20 protein-coding genes are annotated in these 21008 nt (G+C 73.0%); 14 read left to right on the forward strand and 6 right to left on the reverse strand.

All coding sequences use genetic code 11. From position 1 onward, the window contains the following. Positions 1–71 precede the first annotated feature (71 nt). Together GA0070618_RS24920 and GA0070618_RS24925 are read left to right on the forward strand one after the other, a co-directional pair. Positions 72–1661 carry a glycoside hydrolase family 64 protein gene (locus tag GA0070618_RS24920; protein ID WP_088983790.1) on the forward strand — a complete coding sequence of 530 codons (1590 nt, stop codon included), beginning with the start codon at positions 72–74 and terminating at the stop codon, positions 1659–1661. Between the two features lie 89 nt (positions 1662–1750). Continuing rightward, positions 1751–3307, forward strand: a complete 1557-nt coding sequence (locus tag GA0070618_RS24925) for a ricin-type beta-trefoil lectin domain protein (protein WP_231931447.1) — start codon at positions 1751–1753, stop codon at positions 3305–3307. Between the two features lie 150 nt (positions 3308–3457). Here GA0070618_RS24925 and GA0070618_RS24930 read toward each other — a convergent pair whose 3' ends face one another. The 3 genes from GA0070618_RS24930 to GA0070618_RS24940 all read right to left on the reverse strand — a co-directional run bounded on the left by GA0070618_RS24930 (position 3458) and on the right by GA0070618_RS24940 (position 5990). Next, positions 3458–4192, reverse strand: a complete 735-nt coding sequence (locus GA0070618_RS24930) for a VOC family protein (protein ID WP_088985817.1) — start codon at positions 4190–4192, stop codon at positions 3458–3460. A 55-nt stretch (positions 4193–4247) separates the two neighbouring features. Beyond that, positions 4248–4931, reverse strand: a complete 684-nt coding sequence (locus GA0070618_RS24935) for a DnaJ-like cysteine-rich domain-containing protein (RefSeq protein WP_143740310.1) — start codon at positions 4929–4931, stop codon at positions 4248–4250. Between the two features lie 267 nt (positions 4932–5198). Next, positions 5199–5990: a hypothetical protein gene (locus GA0070618_RS24940; RefSeq protein WP_088983792.1), complete on the reverse strand. Its 792-nt coding sequence runs from the start codon at positions 5988–5990 to the stop codon at positions 5199–5201. Positions 5991–6180: 190 nt separating this feature from the next. Between GA0070618_RS24940 and GA0070618_RS24945 the strand changes: the two genes are divergently transcribed. Together GA0070618_RS24945 and GA0070618_RS24950 are read left to right on the forward strand one after the other, a co-directional pair. After that, positions 6181–7062, forward strand: a complete 882-nt coding sequence (locus tag GA0070618_RS24945) for an AfsR/SARP family transcriptional regulator (protein ID WP_157749007.1) — start codon at positions 6181–6183, stop codon at positions 7060–7062. 155 nt (positions 7063–7217) lie between these two features. Next, complete coding sequence (locus tag GA0070618_RS24950; protein WP_143740309.1) at positions 7218–7991, forward strand: DUF6585 family protein; 774 nt, start codon at positions 7218–7220, stop codon at positions 7989–7991. Here GA0070618_RS24950 and GA0070618_RS35240 read toward each other — a convergent pair whose 3' ends face one another. Beyond that, positions 7992–8114: a hypothetical protein gene (locus GA0070618_RS35240; protein WP_269148438.1), complete on the reverse strand. Its 123-nt coding sequence runs from the start codon at positions 8112–8114 to the stop codon at positions 7992–7994. Between the two features lie 96 nt (positions 8115–8210). Next, positions 8211–9980 (reverse strand): ABC transporter ATP-binding protein, encoded by a 1770-nt coding sequence (locus tag GA0070618_RS24955; RefSeq protein WP_231931448.1) that lies wholly within the window; start codon positions 9978–9980, stop codon positions 8211–8213. A gap of 74 nt (positions 9981–10054) precedes the next feature. Here GA0070618_RS24955 and GA0070618_RS24960 point away from each other — a divergent pair, with 74 nt between their 5' ends. Then, positions 10055–10627 carry a TetR/AcrR family transcriptional regulator gene (locus tag GA0070618_RS24960; protein WP_088983795.1) on the forward strand — a complete coding sequence of 191 codons (573 nt, stop codon included), beginning with the start codon at positions 10055–10057 and terminating at the stop codon, positions 10625–10627. A gap of 39 nt (positions 10628–10666) precedes the next feature. Here GA0070618_RS24960 and GA0070618_RS24965 read toward each other — a convergent pair whose 3' ends face one another. After that, positions 10667–11440 carry an SAM-dependent methyltransferase gene (locus tag GA0070618_RS24965; RefSeq protein ID WP_088983796.1) on the reverse strand — a complete coding sequence of 258 codons (774 nt, stop codon included), beginning with the start codon at positions 11438–11440 and terminating at the stop codon, positions 10667–10669. Between the two features lie 352 nt (positions 11441–11792). Between GA0070618_RS24965 and GA0070618_RS24970 the strand changes: the two genes are divergently transcribed. The 9 genes from GA0070618_RS24970 to GA0070618_RS25010 all read left to right on the forward strand — a co-directional run bounded on the left by GA0070618_RS24970 (position 11793) and on the right by GA0070618_RS25010 (position 21007). Then, on the forward strand, positions 11793–12692 hold the full coding sequence (locus tag GA0070618_RS24970; RefSeq protein WP_088983797.1) for an alpha/beta hydrolase family protein: 900 nt from the start codon (positions 11793–11795) through the stop codon (positions 12690–12692). Between the two features lie 126 nt (positions 12693–12818). Further along, positions 12819–14084, forward strand: coding sequence for an acyl-CoA dehydrogenase family protein (locus GA0070618_RS24975; RefSeq protein WP_088983798.1), 1266 nt, complete (start codon positions 12819–12821; stop codon positions 14082–14084). Further along, the gene (locus GA0070618_RS24980) at positions 14081–15193 is read left to right on the forward strand and encodes an acyl-CoA dehydrogenase family protein (RefSeq protein WP_088983799.1); all 1113 of its coding nucleotides are present in this window, start codon (positions 14081–14083) and stop codon (positions 15191–15193) included. Before GA0070618_RS24975 ends, GA0070618_RS24980 begins: the two co-directional genes overlap by 4 nt. A gap of 135 nt (positions 15194–15328) precedes the next feature. Beyond that, on the forward strand, positions 15329–16114 hold the full coding sequence (locus tag GA0070618_RS24985) for an ABC transporter ATP-binding protein (protein WP_088983800.1): 786 nt from the start codon (positions 15329–15331) through the stop codon (positions 16112–16114). After that, positions 16111–16833, forward strand: a complete 723-nt coding sequence (locus GA0070618_RS24990; RefSeq protein WP_088983801.1) for an ABC transporter ATP-binding protein — start codon at positions 16111–16113, stop codon at positions 16831–16833. Before GA0070618_RS24985 ends, GA0070618_RS24990 begins: the two co-directional genes overlap by 4 nt. Positions 16834–16862: 29 nt before the next feature. Continuing rightward, positions 16863–17741, forward strand: a complete 879-nt coding sequence (locus tag GA0070618_RS24995; RefSeq protein ID WP_088983802.1) for a branched-chain amino acid ABC transporter permease — start codon at positions 16863–16865, stop codon at positions 17739–17741. Continuing rightward, a complete protein-coding gene (locus tag GA0070618_RS25000) occupies positions 17738–18850 on the forward strand; it encodes a branched-chain amino acid ABC transporter permease (protein WP_088983803.1) in 1113 nt (370 codons plus the stop codon). The genes GA0070618_RS24995 and GA0070618_RS25000 overlap by 4 nt, the downstream gene beginning before the upstream one ends. A gap of 65 nt (positions 18851–18915) precedes the next feature. Further along, positions 18916–20196 carry an ABC transporter substrate-binding protein gene (locus tag GA0070618_RS25005; protein WP_088983804.1) on the forward strand — a complete coding sequence of 427 codons (1281 nt, stop codon included), beginning with the start codon at positions 18916–18918 and terminating at the stop codon, positions 20194–20196. A gap of 43 nt (positions 20197–20239) precedes the next feature. Beyond that, positions 20240–21007, forward strand: coding sequence for an SDR family oxidoreductase (locus tag GA0070618_RS25010; RefSeq protein ID WP_088983805.1), 768 nt, complete (start codon positions 20240–20242; stop codon positions 21005–21007). The last annotated feature ends 1 nt before the right edge of the window (position 21008 follow it).

Raw genomic sequence — 21008 nt, forward strand, 5'->3', positions numbered from 1 at the left:
ACAAACTTTGTTTCCAGTTGCAGCCTGTGAGAGCGCTCTCTCAACTGTTCCCCCACGCCTGAGGTGGTCCTATGAGCGTTCGACGACACCTGTTCGCCATCGTCTCCGCCCTCCTCGTCACCGTGGCGGCGACCGTCCACGCGACGCCCGCGCGTGCGGTCGGGCCAGCCCTGCTACCCGTCACGATCACCAACAACACCGGCCGTGGCGAGGCGGTGCACCTGTACGTCATCGGTACCCAGCTCTCCAGCGGCCGGCTCGGCTACGTGACCGCGGGCGGCTCGTTCGTGCCGTGGACCGGCGGTCAGATCCCGCCGTCACCCGCGCCCGACGCCTCCATCCCGGGCCCCGGCAACGGAGGCCGCACCACCATCCAGTTCCCCCGGGGCTTCTCCGGACGGGTCTACTTCTCCTTCGGCGAGAAGCTGAAGTTCTTCCTCACCCCGGACGGCCTGGTGCAACCCGCGCCCTGGGCGGCCGGCGACCCGAACCGGAACATCCTGTTCGACTGGAGCGAGTTCACCTACAACGACGCCGGACTCTGGCTGAACAGCTCCCAGGTGGACATGTTCGCCGTGCCGCACGCGGTCACCGTCACCGGCGCCAACGGGGTCACCAAGCGGACCGGGGACGTCGTCACCAACGGCCGCGCCAACATCATCAACGGGATCCGGGCGCAGGCCGGCTGGGGGAACTCGGTGTACACCCGGTCGGACGGCACGGTGCTGCGGGTCCTGGCCCCGGGCAAGGCCGCCGGCGCGGGCCTGTTCAGCCCCACCTACCTCGACCCGTACATCGCCTCGGCGTGGAACGCGTACACCACGAAGACGTTGACCGTGGTGCCCTTCGCCGACCAGCCCGGCATCCGCTACTTCGGCCGGACCTCCGGCAGCACGATGACCTTCACCAACGGGTCCGGGCAGGTGGTGGCGTCGTTCCAACGGCCCTCGTCGGCCAGCGTCTGGGGCTGCGACGGCCAACTGCACGCCCCCAACGACCAGGTCGTCGGCCCGATCGCCCGGACGCTCTGCGCCGCTCTCAACCGGGGCACCCTCGGCACCATCGACACGCAGCCCAGCCTCAACCCGGCCGAGTTCTACCGCAGCAACCCCACCAACCAGTACGCCCGGTTGATCCACGCCAACATGGTCGACGGCAAGGCGTACGCGTTCGCCTTCGACGACGTCGGGGCTTTCGAGTCGCTGGTGCACGACGGCGACCCGCGCGCCGCCGGTGTGGTGCTCAGCCCGTTCAGCGGGGGAGGCGCCCCGGCGCCGACCGGCGTGCCGGTGCTGAGCAACTGGAACAACAAGTGCATCGACGTGCCGAGCTCGAACTTCGCCGACCGTGTGCCGCTCCAGATGTGGACCTGCAACGGCACCAACGCCCAGAAGTGGACCTTCTCCGGCAACGCGGTGCGGAGCCAGAACAACAAGTGCATGGACGTCGACGGCGGCGCGACCGGCAACGGCGCGGTCGTCCAGCTCTACGCCTGCAACGGCACCGGCGCACAGCAGTTCACCCTCACCGCCGCCGGTGACCTGCTCAACCTGGCCAGCAACCGGTGCGTGGACATCAAGGACTGGAACAGCGGCGACGGCGCCCGGTTGCAGCTCTGGGACTGCGCCGGCAGCGCCAACCAGAAGTTCCGCACCGGCTGAGTCGCCGCCGGTTCGGCCAGCCCCTCCACCCGGCGGCGGGGCCGCCCCGCCGCCGGGCAGCACCAGATCCCCCGTAGGAAAGGACACCGATGAAGTCGTTCCTCGCCCTGCTCGCCACCGGTGTGGCGGTCGTCGGGCTGACCGTGCCCGCCACTGCCGCGCCCCCGCCCGACCCGGACGCGACCGACCGGACCGGCGCGGCCCGTGTCGACACTCCCGACCTGCCCGCCGGCATGGCCGAGGCGATGCGCCGGGACCTCGGCCTGACCGACCGGCAGCTCGCCGACCGGTTGCGGGTCGAGGCCGCCGCCGCCGTGGTCGACAAGCGACTGCGCACCGGGCTGGGCGCACGGTACGCCGGGTCCTGGCTGACCGCCGGGGACCGGCTCACGGTGGCGGTCACCGACGAGTCCGTCGCGGACGCCGTCCGGGCCGAGGGGGCCGAGCCCCGGCTCGTCTCCCGGAGCCTGGCCGCGCTCACCGCCGCCCAGAACGCCCTCGACGGGTACGCCGCCCGCCACCGCCCGGGCACCGCGGTACGGAGCTGGTACACCGACGTCGCCGACAACAGCCTCGTGGTGACGGTCGCCCCCGGCGGCACCGCGTCGGCCCGGGACTTCGTGGCGCGCAGCGGGATCCCCGCCGCCCTCGTCCGCTACGTCGTGCAGGCGGAGGCACCCCGTCCGCTGTACGACATCCGGGGCGGCGACCAGTACGTGATCAACGGCAACACGCTCTGTTCGGTAGGCTTCGCCGTCGCGGGTGGCTTCGTGACCGCCGGCCACTGCGGAGGCACCGGGAGCCCCACCCTCGGCTACAACAACGTCTCCCAGGGCACCTTCGCCGGGTCGTCGTTCCCGGGCAACGACTACGGCTGGGTGCGGACCAACGGCAACTGGACGCCCCGCCCGTGGGTCAACAACTATGCCGGTGGCAACGTTTCGGTCGCCGGCTCCACCGAGGCCGTGATCGGCAGCGGGGTGTGCCGGTCCGGCCGGACGACCCATTGGCGCTGCGGCACGCTCCTCGGCCGCAACGAGACGGTGAACTACCCGCAGGGCGCGGTGTCGGGTCTGCACCGCAGCAACGCCTGCGCCGAGGGCGGCGACTCCGGCGGCGCGTGGCTCGCCGGCAACCAGGCGCAGGGCGTCACCTCCGGCGGTTCCGGCAACTGCACGAGCGGCGGGACGACGTGGTTCCAGCCGGTCAACGAGATCCTCGGTGTCTACGGGCTGTCGCTGGTCACCACCGGCGGTGGGGGACCGGGCACCCGGATCATCAGCAACTGGAACAACAAGTGCATCGACGTGCCGAGCTCCAACTTCTCCGACGGCGTACCGCTGCAGACCTGGACCTGCAACGGCACGTCCGCGCAGAGCTGGACCTTCACCGGTGGCACGTTGCGCACCCAGAACAACAAGTGCATGGACGTCGCCTGGGGCTCCCGCGAGAACGGCGCGGTCATCCAGATCGCCAACTGCAGCGGCAACCCGGCCCAGCAGTTCGTCCTCTCCGCCGCCGGTGACCTGGTGAACCCGCAGGCCAACAAGTGCGTGGACATGAAGGACTGGGTCAGCGGCGACGGCGGCCGGTTGCAGTTGTGGGACTGCGCCGGCACCGCCAACCAGAAGTGGCGCACCGGCTGAGGCTGCCCCCTGCCCCACCCCGCCGGCCGCTTGCCGGCCGGACCGGTCACCCCCGGTCCGGCCGGCATCGCCCCGTCGATCATGGAGTTCGGGCACCAACCGGACCGCTACAAAGGCCGCAGACCGCGCGCCACAACTCCATGATCGACGCTAGGACAGCCACTCGTGCAGTCGCGTCACGTTGGCGACCTCGCTCTCCACCCGCCGCCGGTCGGCGTCGGTCAACTCGACCGCCCGTAGCTGGGCGATCCACTCCTCGGCCCGGTCGGGCTCGTCGAGGGCGACCGCCAGTTCGGCCAGGGTCGCCAGGGCCAGGGCGCGTTCGACCGGTGTCGCCGTGTCGCCGTGCCGGCGCAGCGCCGAGGTGAGCGCCCGCGCCGCCGCCCGGTCGTCGTTCTTGAACTCCCGGAGGATCCGGGCGTTGTCGAGCGCCCGGGCGATGCCCTTCAGCGTCTTCGACCCGCCGTACTCCAACTCCTTCTCCTCGTCCCGCCGGATGAAGATGATCGAGTTGCCGGACGGGTCCACGACGGTGAACCGGCTCGCGCCGGGCCGGTGGCGGGTGATGCGGGGGAGACCCCGGGCCGGCACCCTGCCGTACGCGGCGCGCAGGCCGGCGGTGAACGCGGCGTGGTACGGCGCGACGTCGTCCACCATCACCAGGCACCCCCCGCTGGTCTCCCGGCTCGGGTCCAGTCCCGCCGGCGCGCCGCCGAAGTGCAGCTCGAAGCCGCTCCAGGCGAAGGCGAGGTAGAGGTAGGGGCGGGTCTGCCGGTAGGTGACCCGGAAACCGAGCGCCTGGTAGAAGGCGAGTGTCTCCTCGGCGGACACGCAGGGCAGCAGCGGCACGGTGGTCTCGTTCGGACGTACCTCGGGATCGGTCACGCCGGCCATTGTGCCGAAGGGAGAGGCCCGGCCGCCTATGGCAGATCCGCTGCGGTCAGTCCGGCCGCAGCTCGGGGTACTGCGTCCGATCCCAGTGGTTCATCGCGTGGATCCACTTGAGCCCGGCGCCTTCACAGATCGGGCAGAGCCGCCTGGTGAAGCAGAGGTTGCACCGCTGTCGGCGTCGGTCGTCGTTCAGCGTGAAGCCGCGTCCCAGGCAGCCGGGGCACCAGCCGAGGCCGTCGCACTCGTAGCAGAGGAGCGCCCCGGCGGGCAGGGACTCGGTGGTGACGACCGGCTCGGGCGGGACGAACGCGACCGGCTCGTGGAGCAGGACGTGCGGGGTCTCGCCACCGATGCCGTAGCCGTCACCGTACTGGCTGACGCCCTGTTCCTGGTGGACGGCGTACAGGGTGATCACGAATCCGTCGCGGCGGGCGACGGCACGGATCTCGGCCGGGCTGGTGTCGTTCTCCACGCTCCAGCCGCGTGCGGTGAGCAGGTCACCGCCGTACCGGACGGCGTGCGTGGCGGACGGTTGCTCCCTCGCGACCAGGCGCAGGGTGGCTTTGTAGGCGTGCCGCAGCGGCTCCCGCCAGTCGAGGATGGCCGGTTCCGGCAGCATGGTGATGTCGGGGTGCTGGCCCGGTTCGAGGTCTTTGGCCAGGGACAGCATACGGTCGCGGAGGAAGCGGGCGGCGTTCTCCAACTCCTCGCGCGTCCCGGGGATCTCGGGCATGTCCGCCGCCTTCCGCCGCCACACGACCGGGAGTGCGCGCCATCCGGCGCTCCCTGCGTCCGAGGATAGTCCCGTCATCGACCGACATCGTGGTTCGGACGCGGGTGAGAAGGCCCACGAGGGCGGCGGCCCGGTTCACGGTCACGCACGGTTGCCGGCGGGCAGGCGGACGTGGGTGACGAACCGGGCCGCGCCTGAGCCGCCCGAACGGCGCTGACTGGCCGTTCGGACGGCTCACCGGCTCCGACGGTCGTCGGGATCGGCAGATCAGTCGAGGGTGGAGACCCCGCCGGTCGTCGGCGTGGACATCCGGCCGTTCTCCTTCGTGCGGATGTAGAAGCGGTAGAAGGTGTTCGAGACGAGCCCGGAGATGGTGTGGCTGTACCACCCGGTTCCCGGGTTGGGGCCGACGTGCACGGTGCGCGACTCGGGGGTGAGCACCCAGTGCCCATCGTCGTTCATCCGGCGGGCCATCCAGTCGTAGGTGATCTGGTAACCCTCCTCGGCGGTGGAGAGGTCGGTGAAGCCCACGACGATCGCGTCCTGCCCGTTGGTGACGACGGGCGTGAGACTCAGGTTGGCGGGCGGGGTCGGCTCCACCGTGTACGTCAGGTAGTTCAGGAGGCTCGAGTACGGCGCCTCCGGCTGGGTGCCGTCGGGCACGTTGACCAGAGTGATCAACACCTGGTGGGTGCCGACGCTCGACGGCGCGGGCACGGTGATGTCGAAGCCGACGTTGGCGCCCTGCCCGGCGTGCCACAGCCCGGCGGGGTACGCGCCGACGAACGGCCCGTCCACGTTGACCCAGATCGTCACCGGTCCACCGTTGACGTCCCGGGCCCACCCCCGGACGTGGAAGGTGCCGTTGGCGAAGCCGTACGACTCGACCCGGCCGGTGGGCGACTTGTCGCTGCCCTCCGGCGGCGGTGGGTCCTCGATCGGGTTGCAGATCGGCGGCGGCACGGGGACATCGCAGTCGGGCGCGGCGGAGGCGGGAGCGGCGACGGCGACCGTGGCCGCGAACACCGCCCCGGCGAGGGCCGTGAGGAAACGTCTCATGTGGGCAGCGAATCGGCCCGGTCTGGGATCCGTCTGGGAAACCGTCGGGACAGTCGGCTACCCGACTGGCCGACGCCCCAACCTTCCCGACGACCGACGGCGTCTCCTGTGATCGACAGGGAGCCGTCGTGATCCGATGCGCCGGCACCGGTGGCGGAGGAGGATGACGGTGGGGGCGGAGAGCAGACCGGTGACCGGTACGGAGACCGACGTCGACCTGCGGGTGCTCGGTCCGGTCGAGGCCGTGCGCGCCGGGCGGCCGGTGGCGCTCGGTGGCCGCCGGCAGCGGATGGTGCTGGCGGCGCTGCTGGTCGCCCAGGGGCGGATGCTGCCGGTGGACCGGTTGCGGGAGCTGGTGTGGGGTGACGGCGACCGGGTCGCCAGCCGCGCCACGCTCTACGGGTACGTCGCCGGCCTGCGGCGGGTGCTGGAGCCGGAGCACGCGGCCCGCCGGGGTGACGTGCTCGTCCACGCGGGGACCGGCTACGCGCTCCGACTGCGCCCGGGCCGGGTCGACGCGGAACGGTTCACGGCGCTGGTGGAGACCGGTGGGGTGCTGCTCGACCGGGGCCGACCCGTCGAGGCGGCCACCACCCTCGACACCGCGCTGGCCCTCTGGCGGGGCCCGGCCTTCGCCGATCTCGGCGACGTGCCCTTCGTCCTGCCGGCGGTGACCCGGCTGGCGGCGGCCCGCGCCGCCGCCGTGGAGCTGCGGTTGACGGCGCTGCTCCAGGCGGGACGGCACGCCGTCCTGGTCGGTGAGCTGGAGGCGCTGGTCATCGAGGAGCCCCTGCGCGAGCGGGGGTGGGAGCTGCTGGCCACCGCGCTCTACCGGGCCGGCCGACAGGGGGACGCGCTCGCCGTGCTCCGGCGTGCCCGCCGCACCCTGGCCGAGCAGCTCGGCGCGGACCCGGGTCCGGCCCTGCGGCGGATCGAGGTCGCGATCCTCCACCACGACGTGACGCTCGCCCCGGCCGCCGTGTCGGTGTCCGCTCGGCAGCGACCCCATCGTCCGCTGGCCGGACGGGTCCTCCGGGTCCGTCGGTACGCGCCGGGGCGACCGTCCCCGTGACCGGTCCGGCGCGCGACGGGCCAGGCGCCGCACGGCGCACGTCGCGACGTCCCGGTCACACGGTGGGCCCTGTGACGTCCCGGCCGAACCGGTGGGCCCGGCCGCGTCCCGACGTCATGTCCTGAGTGGAACGGCCACGAGGTAGGTCGCGTAGAGTGCCCCATCGTCCAGCGACCGTTCCCGGGCAGCGCCGGGCGGCCGTCGGTCCCCACCCCGACCGGGTGGACCTGTCCGTCCGCGACCCCTCGGAGTTCCAGGTGAACGACAACGGCGCACGACCCGGCGACCCGGCGGCCGTACCGGGCGGCGAGCAGGACCTGGGCAGCCCGGTCATGACGGCCGCGCCCCGCAAGAGCCTCTTCGGTCGACGGTGGCGGGGCGCCGAACTCCACCTGTTCACCGGCGGACTGCGGGTCACCGCTCCGGACGGGTTCGGACGGACCTACCGGTGGGAGTCGGTCCGGGTCCTCCAGAACCACACCCGGGTCAACGGAGGGCTGGTGGAGGCGGTCTACACCCTGATCGACGGCGACGGTACGGCGCTGAGCCTCGGGCCGGGGCACCACGGTCTGCTCGGCCGCCACCTGCAACGTGTGGGGGTCACCTCGGTCACCCGGGGACCGGTCTTCGTCGACCCGATGCGGTGGGGCCCGGAGATCCAGCGCCGGGTGACCGCCGCCCAGTTGCCCGCCGCCCTGGCCCGGCTGAACGCGGGCGAACGGCTGACCTTCGGCGACGTCACCGTGGACCGCCACACCGTGTCGGTGAAGGAGAAGACCTGCCGCTGGGCCGACCTCCATGAGATCCGGCTGGTGCACGGGCAGGTGTACTTCGAGAAGGAAGCGGGTCGCCACGTGCTGCCGGCCGTCGTCAGCGCCGGCGTCCCGAACCTCTACGTGTTCCTCGGCCTGGCCGAACAGTTGCGGTGATCAGTCCGGCCCGACCTCCTCGGCGGCCTCGACCAGCCACCTGACCAGCGCCTCCATCGCGTCCAGCCGCCGTCGACGTCCGTCCGCGTCCGGGGCCTGACGTGCCCCGAGCAGCCGGCGCACCTCGGCGAGGTGCCGGGCTCCGTACAGGTGGCACGCCGCGCCGCCGTTCTCCGCGACCCGCCGGTGGGCCGGGCACGCCGGCCCACCGGGCCGCCGCTAGCGCGCCGCGGCCACGGGTTCCTCGGCCGCGATGCGCAGCGCCTCGACCAGCCGGCGGTAGAGGTCGTCGCCGGCCAGCAGTTCGGCGTGCGTGCCCTCGGCGCGGACCCGCCCGTCCTCCAGCACCACGATCCGGTCGGCGTCGAGCACCGTGGAGAGCCGGTGCGCGATGGTCACCACCGCGCCGGCCGCCGTACGCTGCCGGACGCACTCCTGCAACGCGGCCTCGGTCAGGCCGTCGACCTGCGCGGTCGCCTCGTCGAGCAGCAGCACCTGGGGGGTACGCAGCATCGCCCGCGCCAGCGCGATGCGCTGCCGCTGCCCGCCGGACACCTCGGTGGACGACAGCGGCGTGTCCAGGCCCTCCGGAAGCGAGTCGACCTTCTCGTCCAGCCGGACGGCCCGCAGCACCGCCCGGATCTCGTCGTCGGTGGCGTCGGGGTGCGTGAACCGCACGTTGTCCCGGATGGTGCCCGGCACCACCGGCGTCTCCTGCTCGACGTAGGCGAGCCGGGCCCGCACCTCGTCGGGCCGGTACGTGGCGTACGGACGGCCGTCGAGGAGCAGTTGCCCGTGCTCGGGTTCGAGGAAGCGCAGGACGAGCGAGAAGAGGGTGGTCTTGCCGGCCCCTGACGGTCCCACGATCGCGGTGTGCCCACGCCGGGGGATGACCAGGTCGACGTCGCGCACGGCCGGGTCGGCGTCCGGGCCGTACCGGGCGGTGACCCCACGGAACACCAGCACCGGCTGCTCCGGATCGACGGTGTCCGGACGCGACGTCGACGTGGACGCCGGACCCGCCGGTTCGGTCGCCATCGTCTCGACCTCGCGGATCCGTCCGGCCGCGGCGATCCCGGCCTGCAACGCCGTGGTGTTCTGGGTCAGCTCGGTGATCGGGCCCATCAGCTGGAACACGTACAGCAGGAAGGCGATCAGGCTGGAGATCTCCAGCAGGTCACGCTGGGCACGCCAGGCGCCGATGCCCAGGATCATGATCACCGCGAGCTGGATGCCCGTCCAGGCGATCGTCCAGACCGACGCGGTCACCAGCGCTGCCCGTACGCTGTGCGTCGCGACCTGCCGGGCGTCGTCGACGATGCGTTCGGTGACCCGGGCCTCGGCCCGGCTGGCCTTGACCGTCCGGACCGCGCGCAGTGCTCCCTCCAGCGCGCCGCCGAGCCGACCCATGTGTTCCTGGGCGGTGACCTGCGCCGCCGCGATGCGGGGCATGAGGACGCCCATGACCGCCGCGACCACCAGCACGGCCGCGAGCGTGCAACCCAGCAGGAACAGGTCGAGCACCCCCATCAGCACCAGCGTGCCGAGCAGGGCGATGCCCGCGTTGACCAGGCCCACGATGCTGCTGGACGCCTCGCGCAGCAGCTGGGTGTCGGAGGTGGCCCGGGTGACCAGCTCACCGGTGGGCCGGCGTTGCAGTTCGCCGACGCGGGCCCGGAAGTAGCGCGCGACCATCGCGGTCCGCGCGTCGAGCACGATCTGCTCGGCGAGTGTCCCGAGCAGCCGCCACTGCCACAGCCCGATCGCCGCGCCGACGACGACGAGCCCCAGGAGGACGGCGATCGGGCGGGCCATCGACGCGCCGTCGCCGAGGGTGTCCAGGACCCACTTGGTGACCATCGGCGTCGCGAGTCCGGCCGCGTTCGCGGCGAGACCCAGCAGGAGGCCGAGGAGCATCGTTCGTCGGTGCGGGGCGAGGAACGAGGTGAGCGTGCGCAGCCGAGGGAGCGGCCGATTGGATGATTCCATTCCCTTAATGGAACATAGCTGTTCCAATACAGTCAACCGATATACCGGAAAGGCATGTTGCTATCCTTGCCCCCGTGACAGACGCGCAGGTCTCCGGCAGCCGGGCCCGGACCCGCCAGGCCATCGTCGACGCGGCGATCGAGGTGCTGGGGCGCAACCCCGCCGCGTCCCTGGGCGACATCGCCACCGCTGCCGACGTGGGACGGACGACCCTGCACCGCTACTTCGCCGAGCGCACCGACCTGCTGAGTGCGGTCGGTGCCGAGGCGACCGCCCGGTTGGCCCGCGCGACCGCCCAGGCGCGACCAGCCGAGGGGACCGGCGCATCGGCAGTACGCCGGCTCTGTCAGGAGTATTTCGACCTCGGCGACCTGCTCTCGCTGATCTTCAGCGAGCCCGAACTCTGTGTCGACCCGACCGCCGGTGGCTCGGCCGGGTGCGACCCGGAGTTCACCGCGTTGGTCGAGCGCGGTCACCGCGACGGCAGCATCGACCCGGAACTGCCGGCGGGCTGGGTGCAGAGCATCGTCTGGTCCCAGCTGTACGCCGGGTGGTCCTACCTCGCCGAGACCGGCGCCTCCCGGCATGAGGTGCTCCGTCTCGTCCTGCGCACCGTGGACGGGGCGATCGGGGTCAGGTCGGCCTGACGGTCGGGCCGCCTGACGGGCCCACGGGGCGGAACCGGGTCAGTACGGCGTCTCACCGTCCTCCTCCAGCAGTGGCTGGCGCCCGGTCCGGTGGGCGACCAGCCGGAACGAGCCGGTGAACCCGCCCTCCTCGGCCTCCATGAAGGTGACCATCTCCGCCTCCGCCGGATCGTCCCGGAACCGGTCGAGGTACCGCGTGCGGATGGCGTCGCTGCCCGGCAGCGGCTCGGCCAGCGTGACCTCGAGCAGGCCGGTCCGGGTCAGGTGCCGACGCCACCACTCGATCGAGTGCACCAGGTACCAGCCGCCGTCGAGCCACTCCTGGCGCAGGTCGGGCCCGAGGTCCTCGGCGCTGGAGATGTCCCGGCTCGTGCAGGCGTCGACGATGCCGAGCCGGCCGTCCGGGCGCAGGTGTCGCAGCATCCCGGTGAGGAAGCGCTGGTCGGTCCCGAAGTACCGGTAGGAGTCGAAGGCGACCGCCGCGTCGAAGAAGTCCTGCGGCAGCGGCAGCGCGCGGACGTCGGCGCGGAGCGGCTGGACCAGGTCGGCGCAGCCGAACTCCTCGATCCGGCGCTGGTTGGCGGAGGGGTCGACGCCGAAGTCGACCGCCCACACCCGGACCCCGAACTCCCGGGCCAGGAAGATCGAGCTGATGGCGTGGCCGCAGCCGAGGTCCAGGATCCGCATGCCCGGCCGCAGTTTCATCACCTGGGTCAGCGACTCGACGAAGTGCAGCACGTTCTCGCCCAGCGAGTGTTCCTCCGCCCAGTCCCGGTCGTAGGTGCCACAGCGGGGAAAGAGCTCGTTCGGCATGCGCCGGAACGTAACACCGAGGAGGTTCCCCCTTCTGTCTCCACTGTGACACCACAGCGTCCACCCGCGCTTGTCCGACCCGCGTTCGCCGTCGTGCCTCTCGGGGTCACCTGCGCCGGTTCCGCCGGACGTCCATCCGGTTTGGACGGTAGGTCAAGCTGCCCGGAACCATCGGTTCCCCGGTCGAGGCGGTGGGCCGGGAGCCGTGGCGGCCACGCCCGCCGGGGGCGTCGCGAGGGAGGTGGGCGTCGGCCGGCGGTGGTGACCGGTGATTTTGCCGATGCGGGCCGGTCAGCCCTGCCCCAAGACTGACACATGTCGATTTACCCGCTACCGGCAGGGAGAACCCGACATGCCATCACCCACCACCATCCGTCCCCGTTCCCTCGTCCGTGCCGTGGCCGGGCTGACCACGGCCGTCCTCCTGGCCACCGGGGGTGTCCTGGCGGCGGCGTCCGGCGCGCAGGCCGCGGACAACCCGTACGAGCGCGGCCCCAACCCGACCACCGCCATCCTGGAGGCCAGCCGTGGCCCCTTCGCCACCGCCTCGCAGACCGTCTCCTCGCTGAGCGTCAGCGGCTTCGGCGGCGGGGTCATCTACTACCCGACCAGCACCAGCGAGGGCACCTTCGGCGCCATCGCCATCTCGCCCGGTTTCACCGCCTACTGGTCCAGCATCAGCTGGCTCGGGCCGCGACTGGCCTCGCACGGCTTCGTGGTCATCGGCATCGAGACCAACAGCACCCTCGACCAGCCGGACAGCCGTGGTCGGCAGTTGCTGGCCGCGCTCGACTACCTGGTCCAGCGCAGCTCCGTCCGGACCCGGATCGACGGCACCCGGCTCGCCGTGGCCGGACACTCGATGGGCGGCGGGGGCAGCCTCGAAGCCTCCGTGTCGCGCCCGTCGTTGCAGGCCGCGATTCCGCTCGCGCCCTGGAACACGACCAAGAGCTGGTCGAGCGTACGGGTTCCCACGCTGATCATCGGCGGCGAGTACGACACCGTCGCCCCGGTGTCGTCGCACTCGGAGCCGTTCTACAGCAGCATCCCGGCCGCGTCGGAGAAGGCGTACCTGGAGCTGAACGGGGAGAGCCACTTCTTCCCCCAGTCGGCCGACGCGCTGGTCGGCAAGCAGATGGTGAGTTGGCTGAAGCGGTTCGTCGACAACGACACCCGCTACGAGCCGTTCCTCTGCCCGGGCCCGAGCGGCCTGGACGTGGAGGAGTACCGCAACACCTGCCCCAGTTCCTGATCCGTGATCGGGGCGCCCCGGACCGGCTCTGTCGGCGGGGCGCTCCGTCCGGTCCGGTGGTCTTCCGCTAGGTCGGGCGGAAGCCTATATTGCATCCATAGTGCAATTACTTCCCGGAGGATCGGCATGCCCGACGACGACGCCGACCGGCTGCGCGGCCTGGTCGCCGAGTTCCTCCGGCGACACGATCCGGCCGGCGGCGCGACCGCGTTCCTCGGTGCCCGGTTCGACGCCGGACTGGCCTGGGTCCACCATCCGGTCGGGCTCGGCGGGCTGGGTCTGCCCCGCCGCCTCCAGCCGGTGCTCGACGAGGCGCTGGCCCGGGCCGGTGTGCCGGACCATCGCCCACGGCGCAACAGCATCGGTCTCGGTATGGCGGCTCCGACCGTGCTGCGGCACGGCACCCCGGCCCAGTGCCAGCGGTGGCTGCGGCCGCTCTGGACCGGCGAGGAGGTCTGGTGCCAGCTGTTCAGCGAACCGGACGCCGGCTCCGACCTCGCCGCCGTGACCACCCGTGCGGTGCGCGACGGCGACGACTGGGTGGTCGACGGCCAGAAGGTGTGGACCTCGCTGGCCCACCGCGCGCGGTGGGGCCTCCTGCTCGCCCGCACCGACCCCGGGGTCGCCAAACACCGGGGGCTCACCTACCTGGTCTGTGACATGACCGCACCGGGGGTGCTGGTGCGGCCGCTGCGCCAGCTCACCGGCGAGGCGGAGTTCAACGAGGTCTTCCTCACCGGCGTCCGGCTGCCGGACACGCTGCGCCTCGGGGCCGTCGGCGACGGCTGGCGGGTGGCCCGGACCACCCTGATGAACGAGCGGGTCGCGATCGGTGGGCGACCGCTGCCCCGCGAGGGGGGCATGATCGGCCTGCTGGCGCGCGCCTGGCGCGCGCGACCCGAGCTGCGCACACACGGCCTGCACGCCGACCTCCTACGCGCCTGGGTGGAGGCCGAGGCCGCCCGGTTGACCGCCCTGCGGCTGCGCCAACAGCTCGCCGCCGGCGAGCCGGGGCCGGAGGGGTCGGCGGTGAAGCTCACCTTCGCCGAGCTGGCCCAGCGGATCAGCGCGTTGGAGCTGGACCTGCTCGGCGACGAGGGGCTGCGGTACGACGACTGGACGATGCGCCGTCCGGAGGAGCCGGACCTGCTCGGCCGCACCGCCGCGTACCGCTACCTGCGGGCCCGGGGAAACTCGATCGAGGGTGGGACCTCGGAGATCCTGCGCACCGTCATCGCCGAGCGGGTCCTCGGCCTGCCGCCCGAGCCCCGCGTGGACCGACCGCCGTCGGAGTCCGGGCCGGACCGACCGCCGCCCGGGCCGAGGCCGGACCGACCGCCGTCGGAGCCCGGGCCGGACCGACCGCCGGGCGAGCCCGGGGCGGACCGATGACCGACCTGTGTTACGACGACGTCGAGGAGGCGCTCCGGGACAGCGTCCGGGCGCTGCTGACGACACACGCCCCGTGGCAGCGGACCCTGACCCGGGTGGACGGCGGCGAGGCGTACGACCCGGCGCTCTGGGCGCGGCTGGTCGGTGAGCTCGGGGTCGCCGGCCTGCCGGTGCCCGAGGAGCACGGCGGCGCGGGCGTCGGCTTCCGCGAGGTGGCGGTGGTGCTGGAGGAGTTGGGCCGGGCGGTCGCGCCGGTGCCGTTCCTGGGCAGCGCCGTGCTGGCCACCCGGGCGCTGCTCGCCTGTGGGGAGACCCGGCTGCTCGGGCCGCTCGCCGCCGGGCGGTGCGTCGCGACGCTGGTGGTTCCGTTCGGCACGTCCCCCGGAACACCTCCGGACCCGGTCGCGGTGTCCACCGGTCCGGCTCTCACCGGCCGGGTGGCCGGTGTCGTCGACGCGCTCCCGGCCGACGTGCTGTTGGTGCCGGCCGGAGACGGACTGTACGCCGTGGACGCCCGGGGACCGGGGGTGCGCCGGACCCCGGTGGTCTCCCTCGACGTCACCCGCCCGCTGGCCGACGTCGGGTTCGCCGACGCGCCGGCCCGACGGGTCGCCGCCGGCGCGACGGCCACCGGGGCGGTGACCGACGCGCTGACCGCAGGCGCGGCGTTGCTCGCCTCGGAGCAGGTCGGCGTGGCCCAGCGCTGTCTCGACCTGGCGGTCGCGCACGTGCGGACCCGGCACCAGTTCGGCCGTCCGGTCGGCTCGTTCCAGGCGGTCAAGCACCGGCTGGCCGACGTCTGGGTGGCGGTCTCCCAGGCCCGGGCGGTGGCCCGGTACGCCGCCGACTGCCTCGCCACCGGCGACCCGGACACCGCCCTGGCCGCGTCACTGGCCCAGGCGTACTGCGGGACGGTCGCGACGACCGCCGCCGAGGTCTGCGTGCAGGCGCACGGTGGCCTCGGGTTCACCTGGGAACATCCGGCGCACCTGTTGCTCAAGCGGGCGAGGAGCGCGGCGGTCGCCTTCGGCGCCGCCGACCGGCACCGGGCGGTCCTGACCGACCTGGCCGACCTGCCCGCGCCACCACCCGGTGCGCCCCGACCCTGACCTCCGTCGGCGGACGGCCGTCGGCCGTTGGCCGTTTCCGGTCCGGAAATACGACGTATCGAAGGTGTTGACGGGGAGCGCGAGAAAAGTACACTCCCCGTGTAAATAGTCTCCCGCCGACCCGAGGGATGGGTGATGGAGCAAGGGCTCGCACTGCACCAGGTCAGGGTGCGCTTCGGCGGCCTCACCGCCCTCGACGACGTCTCGCTCCGGGTGCCCGCCACCGGTGTCCTCGGCGTGATCGGCCCGAACGGGGCCGGCAAGACCACCCTCTTCAACGTGGTCTGCGGATTCGTGACGCCGGAGTCGGGTTCGCTGACGCTCGACGGTCGGCCGCTGCGTCCGCGACCGCACCGGCTGAACCGGCTCGGCATCGCCCGCACGCTCCAGGGCACCGGACTCTTCCCCGGGCTCACCGTGCTGGAGAACGTGATGACCGGCGCCACGCACACCGCCCGCGCCGGCTTCCTGTCGGCCCTGTTCGGCCTGCCACGCAGCGACCGCGACGAGCGCCGGCTGCGGCGGCACGCCCTCGCCGTCCTCGACGAGCTGGGCATCGCCGGGCACGCCGACGCCGCGCCGGCGACCCTGCCCTTCGCCGTACGGCAGCGGGTCGCGCTGGCCCGCGCGCTCGCCGCCCGACCCCGGCTGCTCCTGCTCGACGAACCCGCCGGGGGCCTCGGCGCCGAGGACATCGACGACCTGGCGGAGCTGGTCCGGGGACTGCCCCGGCGCGACCCGGACCCCTGCGCGGTTCTGCTGGTCGAGCACCACATGGACCTGGTGATGGCGGTCTGCGACGAGGTGACCGTGCTCGACTTCGGCAAGGTCATCGCCAGCGGCACCCCCGAGCAGATCCGCGACGACCCGGCCGTCACCGACGCGTACCTCGGCGCGGCCGTCGACGGATCCGCGACATGACCACCGACGCCCTGCTCGCGGTCGATGGTCTGGTCGCCGGCTACGGAGCCGCGCCGGTGCTGCACGCGGTCGACCTCACGGTGGCGCCGGGCACCATCGTCGCCGTGGTCGGCGCCAACGGCGCCGGCAAGACCACCCTGCTGCGCGCCCTCTCCGGCATGCTCCGCCCGAGCGACGGTCGGATCACCCTGGCCGGGGAGGACCTGCGGGGCGTGCCGGTGGAGCAGCTCGTCCGGCGCGGCATGGCGCACGTGCCGGAGGGACGGGGCGTGGTCGGCGAGCTGACCGTGGACGAGAACCTGCGCCTCGGCGGGCTGTGGCGCCGGGACCGCGCCGACGCCGCCCGAGCCCTCGACGAGGTCTACCAGCTCTTCCCGCCCCTGGCGCGGCGCCGTCGGCACCTCGGCCATCAGCTCTCCGGCGGCGAACGGCAGATGCTCGCCCTCGGCCGGGCGCTCGTCGGCCGTCCCCGGCTGCTCCTGCTGGACGAGCCGTCCCTCGGGCTGGCGCCCCGGGTGGTCGCCCAGACCATGGCGCTGCTGCGGCGCCTCCGCGACGACACCGGGCTGACCGTGCTCCTGGTCGAGCAGAACGTGCGCAGCGCGCTCCGGATCGCCGACCAGGGGGTGGTGATGGCCCTCGGCCGGGTCGTCACCACCGCGCCGGCCGCCCGACTCCGGGACGACGCCGAGCTGCGCCACGCCTACCTCGGATTCTGACCCACCCGTGTCCCCCGGAGGGAGGACCGTTGGACCGCTTCCTCTTCCTCACCCTCGACGGCCTGTCGAGGGGCGCGGTCTACGCCGCGTTCGCGCTGTCCCTGGTGCTGATCTGGCGGGCCGCCCGGATCGTCAACTTCGCCCAGGGAGCGATGGCGGTGGCCGCCGCCTACGTGGCCTACAGCGTCTCCACCGCCACCGGCTCCTACTGGCTTGGCTTCCTGGCCGCGCTGGTCGCCGGACTGCTCCTCGGCGCGCTCGTCGACGTGGCCGTCATGCGCTTCGTCGACCACCGCTCCCCGCTCAACCCGGTGATCGTCGCGCTGGGGCTGGTCCTGCTGATCCAGGCCGTCCTCGGCATGCTCTACGGCAACGAGTTCCGCCCGGTGGGGACGCCGTTCGACCGGGGCGCGCTGACCGTCGGCGGGCTCGCCCTGCTCTCGCCGTACGACCTGTTCGTGTTCCTGGCGGTCGCGGTGGTGGTCGTCGCGCTGGCCTGGACCTTCACCCGCACCGCGGTGGGCCTGCGGATGCGGGCGGCGGCCTTCGCCCCCGAGGTCTCCCGCCTGCTCGGGGTGAACGTCGGCGGCATGCTGACCCTCGGCTGGGCGCTCGCCTCCGGGGTCGGCGCCCTGGCCGGCATGTTGGTCATCCCGACCGAGCTGGGCCTGCATCCGCACGCGATGGACCTGGTCTTCGTCTCGGCGTTCACCGCCGCCGTGGTCGGCGGGCTGGACAGTCCGCCCGGGGCGGTCGTCGGTGGTCTCGTCGTCGGGCTGCTGCTGTCGTACGTCAGCGGCTACGCCGGTGGCGACGTCACCTCCCTCGCGGTGCTCGGGTTGCTGCTCGCGGTGCTGCTGGTCCGTCCCGGCGGTCTCTTCGCCCCGGTCACCGCGAGGCGGGTGTGAGCGCCACCCGGGCGGCGGCCCCACCGACGCGCCCGCCGGCCGGTCCGGGCGTCCGGCCGTCCGACGGGCCCCGTGGCTCGACCCTGCTGCGTCACCTGACCTGGACCGTGGTCGGCGCGCTGGCCCTGCTGGTCGTCAGCTACCAGCTGGAACCGTTCCGCAGCTTCCAGCTCGCCACCGTGGCCGCCTACCTCTGCGCGACCGCCGGGCTGACCGTGCTCACCGGACTCAACGGGCAGCTCTCGCTCGGACACGGCGCGCTGATGGCCACCGGCGCCTACACCGTCGCCCTCTGCCAGACCGCCTTTCTCGACCGGGGGATCACCGGCGGCTGGGTGCTCCCGGTCTCGCTGGGGGCGGCGATCCTGACCACGGTCGCGGTCGGCGCCGTCGTCGGGGTGGCGGCGGCCCGGCTGCGGGGCCCGTACCTGGCCGGGGTCACCCTGGCCGTCGCGGTCGTGGTGCCGGCGCTGACCGTCACCTTCGACGGCGTGTTCAACGGCGAGCAGGGGCTGTCCGTCCCGGTCGACCCGCCGCCGGCGGCGCTCGGCCTCGACTTCCCCTACGAACGGTGGCAGCTCTGGGTCGCCGGGTCGGCCAGCCTGCTCGCCCTGCTGCTGCTCGGCAACCTGGTGCGCAGCCGGTTCGGCCGGACGTTCCGGGCGGTCCGCGACGACGAGGTGGCGGCCCGGCTGGCCGGCATCCACGTCGCGCGTACCCAGGTCCTCGCCTTCGTGGTCAGCGCGGCCTGCGCCGGGCTCGGCGGGGCCCTGCTCGCGGTGCTGGCCCAGAGCGCGTCACCCGGCGCCTTCTCCCTGACGCTCTCGCTCTTCCTGCTGATGGCCGTGGTCGTCGGTGGTCTGGGCAGCCTCGCCGGCGCGTTCTGGGGCGCTGTCCTGCTGGTCGCCCTGCCGGACCTGACACACACCCTCACCGAGCGACTCGCCCTCTCGCCGGCCATGGCCCAGCGGCTGGAGGGCAACCTTCCGCTGGCGATCTTCGGGATCACGTTGGTCGTCGTCATGATCGCCGCGCCCGGCGGCGTGCAGGGTCTCCTCTCCCGCCTGGTCCGGCCGCTGCTCGCCCGGTTGCCCTCGCGGCGGTCCTGAACGCCGTCCCGGCGGCTGACGCCCCACCCCACCCGTCCCCCCGACAAGGAAAGGCCGGTGTCCTGATGCGACGCCTCACCCGATGCGGTCTCGCGATCGCCACCTCCATGAGCCTGCTCGTCGCCACCGGATGCGGCGACGGCGACTCCGACTCCGGCCGCGCGTCGGTGCCCGGCGTCACCGACACCGAGATCGTGGTCGGCACCCACATGCCCCTGACCGGGCCCGCCGCGGCCGGCTACTCCAAGATCGCCCCAGCCACGAAGGCGTACTTCGACTACGTCAACGCCAACGGCGGCGTGCACGGCCGGAAGATCACCTACAAGGTGATGGACGACGGCTACAACCCGGCGAACACCCAGCAGGTGGTCCGCCAGCTGGTCCTCCAGGACCGGGTCTTCGCCCTCCTCAACGGGCTCGGCACGCCCACCCACACCGGGGTGCTCGACTTCCTCAAGAGCAACCGGGTGCCCGACCTCTTCGTCGCCTCCGGCAGCCGGAGCTGGGACCAGCCGGACAAGTATCCGGGCACGTTCGGGTTCAACCCCGACTACACCGTGGAGGGCAAGATCTTGGCCCACCACGTGAAGACCGAGCTGCCCGGCCGGAAGGTCTGCTTCCTCGGCCAGGACGACGACTTCGGCCGGGACAGCCTGGTCGGCGTGGAGAAGGTCCTCGGCGCGGAGGCGGTCGTCTCCCGGCAGACGTACGTCACCAGCAACCCCAACGTCGCACCCCAGGTGGGCGCGTTCAAGGCGGCCGGCTGCCAGGTCGTCATCCTCGCCACCGTGCCCGGGTTCACCGCGCTGGCCGTCGGCACCGCCAAGCGGCTCGGGTTCGCCCCGCAGTGGCTGGTCTCCAACGTCGGCGGGGACCATCCGACCCTGGCCCAGCAACTCGGTGCCGCCACGCCGCTGCTGGAGGGGATGATCGGCGCCAACTACCTGCCGATGCAGCACGACACCGCGAACCCGTGGATCCAACTCTTCAGCAAGGTGAACAAGGAGCACAACGGGGATGCGCCGTTCGACGGCAACACCGTCTACGGGATGGCGGTCGGCTATCTCTTCGTGCAGGCGCTCGCCGCCGCCGGGAAGGACCTCACCCGCGACTCGCTGCTCGCCGCCGTCGGCCGGGGCGGCTTCGCGGGCCCGGGGCTGGCCCCGCTGCGCTTCTCCGACACCGACCACTCCGGCTACGGCGGTCTGCGGCTGAACCGGGTCAGCGAGGGAACGCAGAGCTACTTCGGTCCGACGTACGAGACCGACGAGGGCGACGGTCCGGTCAGGGAGTACACCGCGCCGCCGGTCACGCCCCCGGCCAACGGTGTGCCGACGGGCTCCTGACGGGCGTTGACGTGCGATCCGTCCCGCTCCTAGTATCTGCACTATGAATGCAAATTCAGGGTCGCTCGCGGGGCGGGTCGCCGTCGTCACCGGAGCCAGCCGTGGCATCGGGCTGGCCGTCGCCCGGCGGCTGGTCGCCGACGGGGCCCGGGTGGGCGTCACCGCCCGGCACCCGGAGGCGCTGGCCGAGGCGGTCGCCGCCCTCGGCGGGCCGGCGCACGCCGTGGGGGTGGCCGGCCGGGCCGACGACCCGGCGCACCGCGCCGAGACCGTCCGCCGGGTCACCGAGACGTTCGGGCCGGTCGACATCCTGGTCAACAACGTCGGCATCAACCCCGTCCACGGGCCGCTGGCCACCCTCGACCTGGCCGCCGCGCGCAAGATCCTCGACGTCAACCTGCTCGGCACCCTCGGCTGGACGCAGGAGGTCTGCGCCGCCGGGCTGACCGCGCGCGGCGGCTGCGTCGTCAACGTCTCCTCGATCGCCGGCCACACCCCGTCGCCCGGCATCGCCTTCTACGGCGTGAGCAAGGCCGCCGTCGACCACCTCACCGCCTGCCTCGCCGTCGAGCTCGCCCCGACGGTACGCGTCAACGCGGTCGCCCCGGCCGTGGTGCGGACCCGGTTCGCCGCGGCCCTCTACGCGGACCGGGAGGACGAGGTCGCCGGGGCGTACCCGCTGGGACGGCTCGGGGAGCCCGGCGACGTCGCCGCGGCGGTCGCCTTCCTCGCCTCCGACGAGGCGGCCTGGATCACCGGGCAGACGCTCGTCCTCGACGGGGGACTCACCCTCACCGGTCGGCCGGCCTGAT

This window comes from Micromonospora echinospora (assembly GCF_900091495.1).
In the GTDB taxonomy this organism is placed as follows: Bacteria; Actinomycetota; Actinomycetes; order Mycobacteriales; family Micromonosporaceae; genus Micromonospora; species Micromonospora echinospora.

What these genes read in the sequence shown, in the direction of transcription:
- GA0070618_RS24920 (WP_088983790.1), top strand. Translation starts at nt 72, where the DNA reads ATGAGCGTTCGACGACACCTGTTCGCCATCGTCTCCGCCCTCCTCGTC.
- GA0070618_RS24925 (WP_231931447.1), top strand. Translation starts at nt 1,751, where the DNA reads ATGAAGTCGTTCCTCGCCCTGCTCGCCACCGGTGTGGCGGTCGTCGGG.
- GA0070618_RS24935 (WP_143740310.1), bottom strand. Translation starts at nt 4,931, where the DNA reads ATGCCCGAGATCCCCGGGACGCGCGAGGAGTTGGAGAACGCCGCCCGC.
- GA0070618_RS24940 (WP_088983792.1), bottom strand. Translation starts at nt 5,990, where the DNA reads ATGAGACGTTTCCTCACGGCCCTCGCCGGGGCGGTGTTCGCGGCCACG.
- GA0070618_RS24955 (WP_231931448.1), bottom strand. Translation starts at nt 9,980, where the DNA reads ATGGAATCATCCAATCGGCCGCTCCCTCGGCTGCGCACGCTCACCTCG.
- GA0070618_RS24965 (WP_088983796.1), bottom strand. Translation starts at nt 11,440, where the DNA reads ATGCCGAACGAGCTCTTTCCCCGCTGTGGCACCTACGACCGGGACTGG.
- GA0070618_RS24970 (WP_088983797.1), top strand. Translation starts at nt 11,793, where the DNA reads ATGCCATCACCCACCACCATCCGTCCCCGTTCCCTCGTCCGTGCCGTG.
- GA0070618_RS24975 (WP_088983798.1), top strand. Translation starts at nt 12,819, where the DNA reads ATGCCCGACGACGACGCCGACCGGCTGCGCGGCCTGGTCGCCGAGTTC.
- GA0070618_RS24980 (WP_088983799.1), top strand. Translation starts at nt 14,081, where the DNA reads ATGACCGACCTGTGTTACGACGACGTCGAGGAGGCGCTCCGGGACAGC.
- GA0070618_RS24985 (WP_088983800.1), top strand. Translation starts at nt 15,329, where the DNA reads ATGGAGCAAGGGCTCGCACTGCACCAGGTCAGGGTGCGCTTCGGCGGC.
- GA0070618_RS24990 (WP_088983801.1), top strand. Translation starts at nt 16,111, where the DNA reads ATGACCACCGACGCCCTGCTCGCGGTCGATGGTCTGGTCGCCGGCTAC.
- GA0070618_RS25005 (WP_088983804.1), top strand. Translation starts at nt 18,916, where the DNA reads ATGCGACGCCTCACCCGATGCGGTCTCGCGATCGCCACCTCCATGAGC.
- GA0070618_RS25010 (WP_088983805.1), top strand. Translation starts at nt 20,240, where the DNA reads ATGAATGCAAATTCAGGGTCGCTCGCGGGGCGGGTCGCCGTCGTCACC.